3 protein-coding genes and 2 pseudogenes are annotated in these 6,125 nt (G+C 34.4%); 2 read left to right on the top strand and 3 right to left on the bottom strand.

Annotation, left to right across the window (positions count from 1 at the left end):
* Nucleotides 1–85: pseudogene (locus tag SST111_RS12625) on the top strand (ROK family protein); the annotation flags it as partial.
* A gap of 415 nt (nucleotides 86–500) precedes the next feature.
* Here the strand turns inward: SST111_RS12625 and SST111_RS06450 are convergent.
* The 3 genes from SST111_RS06450 to SST111_RS06435 all read right to left on the bottom strand — a co-directional run bounded on the left by SST111_RS06450 (nucleotide 501) and on the right by SST111_RS06435 (nucleotide 5,665).
* Nucleotides 501–1,283, bottom strand: a complete 783-nt coding sequence (locus SST111_RS06450; protein WP_099810411.1) for an EFR1 family ferrodoxin — start codon at nucleotides 1,281–1,283, stop codon at nucleotides 501–503.
* 929 nt (nucleotides 1,284–2,212) lie between these two features.
* Nucleotides 2,213–4,180, bottom strand: coding sequence for an ABC-F type ribosomal protection protein OptrA (gene optrA, locus SST111_RS06445; protein ID WP_099810410.1), 1,968 nt, complete (start codon nucleotides 4,178–4,180; stop codon nucleotides 2,213–2,215).
* Nucleotides 4,181–4,510: 330 nt separating this feature from the next.
* Nucleotides 4,511–5,665, bottom strand: coding sequence for a helix-turn-helix domain-containing protein (locus SST111_RS06435; RefSeq protein ID WP_002360186.1), 1,155 nt, complete (start codon nucleotides 5,663–5,665; stop codon nucleotides 4,511–4,513).
* 135 nt (nucleotides 5,666–5,800) lie between these two features.
* On the opposite strand from SST111_RS06435, the pseudogene SST111_RS06430 reads away from it, so the two are divergent.
* Nucleotides 5,801–6,125, top strand: a pseudogene (locus SST111_RS06430) (IS6-like element IS1216 family transposase); the annotation flags it as partial.

The raw sequence follows: 6,125 nt of genomic DNA, 5'->3' as shown, positions 1-6,125 counted from the left end.
CCGTATGAGGGGAAACTCTCACGTACGGTTCTTAGAGAGGAAGGTGGTAGTAATACCACTAACCTACTCGACTATTCCGAGATTGTCTCTTTATTAGGCGGAACGGTTGTCCACTTATCTGCGAATGCCCAAACGAAAATCAATCCCTTGGAGATTTTTTCAGAAGACATTGCCGATATGGCGGATGATATTCCCGTCACAATGGGACTTCTCTTAAAAGATAAAATCCAGCGTGTCAAAGGGTTTTTCCAAGTCTTAAAGCCTGATTTGACACAAGTCGAAAAAGCCGTCATTGATACGGTCTTACGACGCACCTATGAAGCAGCGGGGTTGTTTGCGGCAACCAATATTCAGAGCCTGACCGCAACAGATTATCCCGTTTTAGCAGATGTGTATGTGCAACTGGGGCGTTGATCATACTAAATAAGCAAAATCTAGATTCAAGCAAGAAAGCGTTGACCGTAGCTGTAAAATCAGTTGCGGTTTTCTTTTTAGAACTTTTATCGTTGGTTATTTGCTTCTATAATTTCTCTAAGCGTTACATTTGCGTTTCGATAACGAGCTTCACTTTTTTCTGTTTGCATATGAATTGATTTTGATGGACAATTCTGGATACATGCGACACAAGCCATACAATTATTATGATAAACTGGTTGCTTTTCGAGAGTGATATTTCCAAGCGGGCATACCTTTACACAAGTACCACATTGATTACAAGAAGCATCAACTGAAAAAGCAGAATCAAGTGATTCACCCTCTTTAATACCCAAATCTATGAGTAGTTTTTCTGTACCAAATTCTGAACTTCCAGTTATTGCCTTGGCTTCTTCTGAGTCTTCAATGATGAAATTCATACGATTATCAATTGCAGTTCTTACGACATCAATTTGACCTTCGATATTTTTAATAGCATCTCGTTCTCTTTGTTCGTTCATATCAAAAGCAGGAATAAAATTATCGAGCATTTGTATATTATTTATATAATTGGCTGGTATTGAACGTTTGTCTAAAATCTTTTTCACTTCATCTGCAGTTGAACCTGCATATTCTCCATATGTTGCAATAACAAATAGATATTTGCAATTAAAAATAGAGCGTTCTAAAAAATCTCTAATATATGGCGGGATATTAACGTGAAAAACCGGGAATACAATACCTATCCTCTCGTCTGAGAACTCATATTTATTCTCTTTTATCATTTGTGGGATGGATATTAGTTTTCCACCAAGTCTTTTCGCAACATAAAGACTGTTTCCTGTTGCGGTAAAATACAAAATTGTCATTTCTGCTACCTCTCTTTAACTAATTAGGATTCAAAATTGATTTTTGATGCAGTTACACTTGCATCGGGTTTGAATTGTTATCTAGGTGTCATCATAATGAGTATTATACTTAAGAAAATTCAAAATGTAAGTACGCACATTTGTGACGTATACTATCCCAACGGATAGTGTAAAGGATGAACTAGATTTTGTTTAAACGTTAAATTTCTCAATTCCCTGTACAAATCTATCTTTATCCTCATCTCTCATTAATGGAATAACTGTAACACAGGATACATTCCTCATTTTTTACAGTGGCAATAATCAGTCTACTATGTTCAACTTCTATGAGAAAATATACTTCGTTTGGCTCTTTTTAACGAACAATACAAGAAAAATATCCTAATTATCTGTTGCTTTTTTACTACAAAACAATCGATTAGTACATTATTACCATACCTATTTAGCACCAAGGCAAGCAATTCTACAAATCACAATATAATCTGATTTATCACCCTATATCTAAATACTATTGTTGAACTTCAGTTTCTCTTATCTTAACCTTCCTTTCTGCTGTATTTGAGACGTCATAACCTCTTGAACATTTTCAAATTCTTTACTTATGACATATTCATCAAATACTTCAGTCCCATATTTAGAATCTGGTTCTGCAACGACAGAAACCACCTGCTCAATCCTCCTGTTATATACAGAGGGCTACTGGAAGAACAACTTCTGGCAGCATAACAATCAAAGGAAATTTAGTGAGTTTATACGACTACACTTTTCTTGACAATTCCAAAGTATAGATAATAAAAACCGCTATGCGGCAAACTCAAAAGGTCTTCACATAGCGATTATATCTAATAAAAATTCATTAATTTTTTTACATTTTCAACAACCAGAATGTATCATTAACACTTTTACATCCTTATTGCATAACTCAAAAATTACATAACTTCCAATTCTCTCATCAACTGTTCCCATTCATTAAAATAATTACCCTGACACCTTTTAACATCATCAATTGATTTTTGTATTTCCGTCAGTACTATATAATCAGAAGAATTGTTTGGTTCAGAAATGATTTTATTCAATCTTTCTAATTCTTCATCATATTGATTTATTAACACTTCAAGCTTTTCAATTCGTTTCTCCTTCTTAACCTTCTCCTTCTCAATGGAGTTACGATCGCCTTTTACTGTGTTATTTTTCTCTACTTTCTGCTCAACTTTAATGTTATTAAATGGCTTTTCAGAATTCATCCTTTTTTTCTCGTACTCACCATAAGTAGATTGTACAAACTCTACACCATCCTTATCAAAAACAAGTAATCTGTCAGCAATCTTATTAGTAAAATATCTATCATGTGACACAAAAATAATTGTACCTTGATAACTGCATAAGATATTCTCTAAATTCTCTTTTCCAATAATATCCATGTGGTTTGTCGGTTCATCTAAGATTAAAACATTAGTACGTTTATATAATAATTTACATAATGTCAATCTAACCTTTTCTCCACCTGACAAAGAGGACACCGGTCTAAAAACATCATCTCCACTAAACTGAAATGAGCCAAGAGCAGTTCTGACCTCTGTGTCATTTAGCTCAGGGTATTCGCTTTGAAAAATTTCGAATAGTGTATCATCTCCACTGATTTGAGCAAGCTGTTGGTCAAAATAGCTAATTTCAACATTGTATCCGAATTTAAAATCTCCAGACAATGCTGCCACACCACCCATAAGTGTTTTAAGCAACGTGGATTTACCAATACCATTACTCCCAACAATTCCAAGCTTCTGTCCCCTTTCAAGGTTGAAATTAACCTTTGCAAGAGGAGTATCATAGCCTATCACAAGTTCTGAAGCACTTAATACTTGCCTTGAACTACTGATTCTCGGTTGAAATTTAGACATATAAGTTTTTGTATCGTATTGGTCTGGTGCATTTAATATTTGCATACGCTGTAATAATTTAATTTTAGATTGCACCATTTTAGCTTTCGTAGGTTTATAACGAAAACGTTCAATCAAGCGTGTAATCCTTTCAATTTCTATCTGTTGCAAGTCGTAATCTTTTTGCTGTTTGATATGATTTTCTCGTTTTTGCTCCTCAAAGGCTGAATAATTACCTTTATAACATTTGGTCTCTCCCCATTCGATTTCATAAACCTTATCCACAATTCGATTAAGAAACATTCTATCATGGGAAATAATAACCAATGTAGATTTATAACTTCTCAAATAACTCTCCAACCATTGTATTGTTTCTATATCAAGGTGGTTAGTAGGTTCATCAAGTAATAGAATGTCTGGCTTTGTTAAAAGTATTTTTATAAAAGCTATCTTAGTTCGCTGACCACCTGAAAATTCAGAAATGGGTTTTTTATCATCTGCTTCAGTAAAACCCATACTACGAATCATCGTTTCATATTCTTTTTGGTAGGTTAGACCTCCAAGAGCCATATACCTTTCACTGATATCAGAGTATTCATTGATGATTTTATCATCATATTGATTCTCCATTTTATCTATCAGCTGTTTCATCTTGTTTTCCATATCAATAAGCGTCTTAAATACCGTACGGACTTCATCCACCATTGATATACTTTCATCTTCAAAAGGCATCTGTCTTAAATAGCTAATATAAGGGTTACCGGTCTTTATTACTTGAAACTCACTTTCACCAGTTCCTTCTTCTAATTCAATTTCGCCTATAATAGCTTTTAGCAAGGTTGTTTTTCCACATCCATTTCTACCAACAATAGCAATCTTTTCATTATCATTGATTTCAATACCGATGTTTTCCAACACCATATTACCATCATAGTAAACGGCACCATTAATTATTTTGTATTGCATTTTCATATCCTCCTTTGCGTTAGTACTAGCAATTGCAAAGGTGGCTTTGGACAATAATTATTCTACTCCATGTAAAGCTTGTCACAGCCACCTATACATGGAGTTCTTTAAATGTTACTTTAGTTGTAGATTTCATTTGCTTCTCCCTCCTATCGTTTCAAATATAATTCAATTGCCACCTTATTGTACCAAGTCGCTAGCGCAATGGCTAGCCTAAGTTTTAGCTTACACCCTTTCTGGTAAAAGTAAAGTAACTGATCTGTTATCTCATCTGGCACCAGATTCCCGATAAACCCTGCTGTTCCCGTCAACAGAAACCGCAGCCACACTGGAAAAAGATACAAAAGGATTGCCGCAATTGATTCTTTGCATTAGCCATCAGCTTTACAAATCACTCTTTCTATATTCAAAAGGCGTTTTTCCTGTTTCTTTTTTAAACACGGATGTGAAGTAACTTTGTGAGTTAAATATAAGATATTCACTAATTTCTGATATTGACTGATTCGTATATACCAATAGAAATTTGGCATATGCTATTTTCTCCTTCTTAATGTATGCACCAACAGTCATACCTATATCTATCTTGAATTTACGCATGAAGTGATACTGACTTAGACCAATTTCTGTGCATATTGACTGAATGGTGAGCTGACGGTTGATATTTCTTTTAATCATCCTGACTGCTTTTGCTATGTCTGAAGAGACACCAGATACTCTATAATCTGCAGTACTTAAAGCGAAATGCTCCAAAATACTGTTATACATAGCAACGGACTCTTCTCTTTTTCTCAGAGAACTAAAGCGATTTCCGTAATAGCTACTGATTGCACCTGACATTTCAATAGGAAGACCGCCAGCAATAGCATAGTACATCGATAGATACAGACAGAATGTCAGCATGGATTTTGTTGATTGTTCATTATTACAAAATTCAAAAAGTGCATTAAGGTAATCTTGATCCCGGTTCAGCTGTTTAAGTGTAGTTATATCACCATTTTGGACAAGCTCAAGTCTTGTTCGTAAGTCCTGATAACTTTGTTCAATCGTCCGCTTTGAAAGCTCAGACGTTTGTAGTCCCATGATATCAGTCGAAAAAAATTGTACCAGTTTATTCACTAAACTCTCAATAGAAAAAGATAAATTCTTATCTAATGCAAAGTAATACATCATCACACATATTTCACTAAACTTTCTGATATCGAGCACAGTCCATTCATTGTCATTGCTTCCCTGATAAATCATCAATGGGTTAATGTTCTCTACCATCACTGGACCAATCTGAACGTACATTGCTTTATCATCAGATTCAAATGTGCATCGGACAGCACCAAGAGGATGAACTCCGATTCTGAATCCTGGTAAATCTTCAATCCAATATTGGCTCATATCATAATCAATAGGAAACAAATTCTTGTCAACTTCAATATTACCAAGAGCTATGTTTATATTCTTGTCATCTTTTATTAGAACTGAAATTTTATAGGTTGAGTGAAATACCTGTGCGAGATGGCAGATTTCTTTTATTCTTTCTTTCTTCATAGTTTTGACAACCCTTGTCTGTACCTTTCAAAAGTATTTTATAATATAGTATAACATATTTGGTTCTGTTGTAAAGTTTTAAATCTACTATCAAATAAGGTAGAATAATAGAAAAAGATAGCAGGAGGAATGACGATGAATCATTTTAAAGGAAAGCAATTTCAGCAGGATGTGATTATTGTAGCCGTGGGCTACTATCTTCGTTATAACCTTAGCTATCGTGAAGTTCAAGAAATCTTATATGATCGTGGCATTAACGTTTCTCATACGACGATTTATCGTTGGGTGCAAGAATATGGCAAACGACTCTATCAAATTTGGAAAAAGAAAAATAAAAAATCCTTTTATTCCTGGAAAATGGATGAAACGTACATCAAAATTAAAGGAAAATGGCATTATTTGTATCGAGCCATCGATGCAGATGGTTTAACCTTGGATATTTGGTTACGTAAAAAACGGG

The organism is Streptococcus suis YS161, assembly GCF_002760245.1.
GTDB classification, from domain to species: domain Bacteria; phylum Bacillota; class Bacilli; order Lactobacillales; family Streptococcaceae; genus Streptococcus; species Streptococcus suis_I.
Note: the sequence above shows the minus strand (reverse complement) of the source record. Positions and strands in the feature narration are given on the sequence as shown.

Coding starts and splice junctions, on each gene's coding strand:
- SST111_RS06450 (WP_099810411.1), bottom strand. CDS start 1,283: ATGACAATTTTGTATTTTACCGCAACAGGAAACAGTCTTTATGTTGCG.
- SST111_RS06435 (WP_002360186.1), bottom strand. CDS start 5,665: ATGAAGAAAGAAAGAATAAAAGAAATCTGCCATCTCGCACAGGTATTT.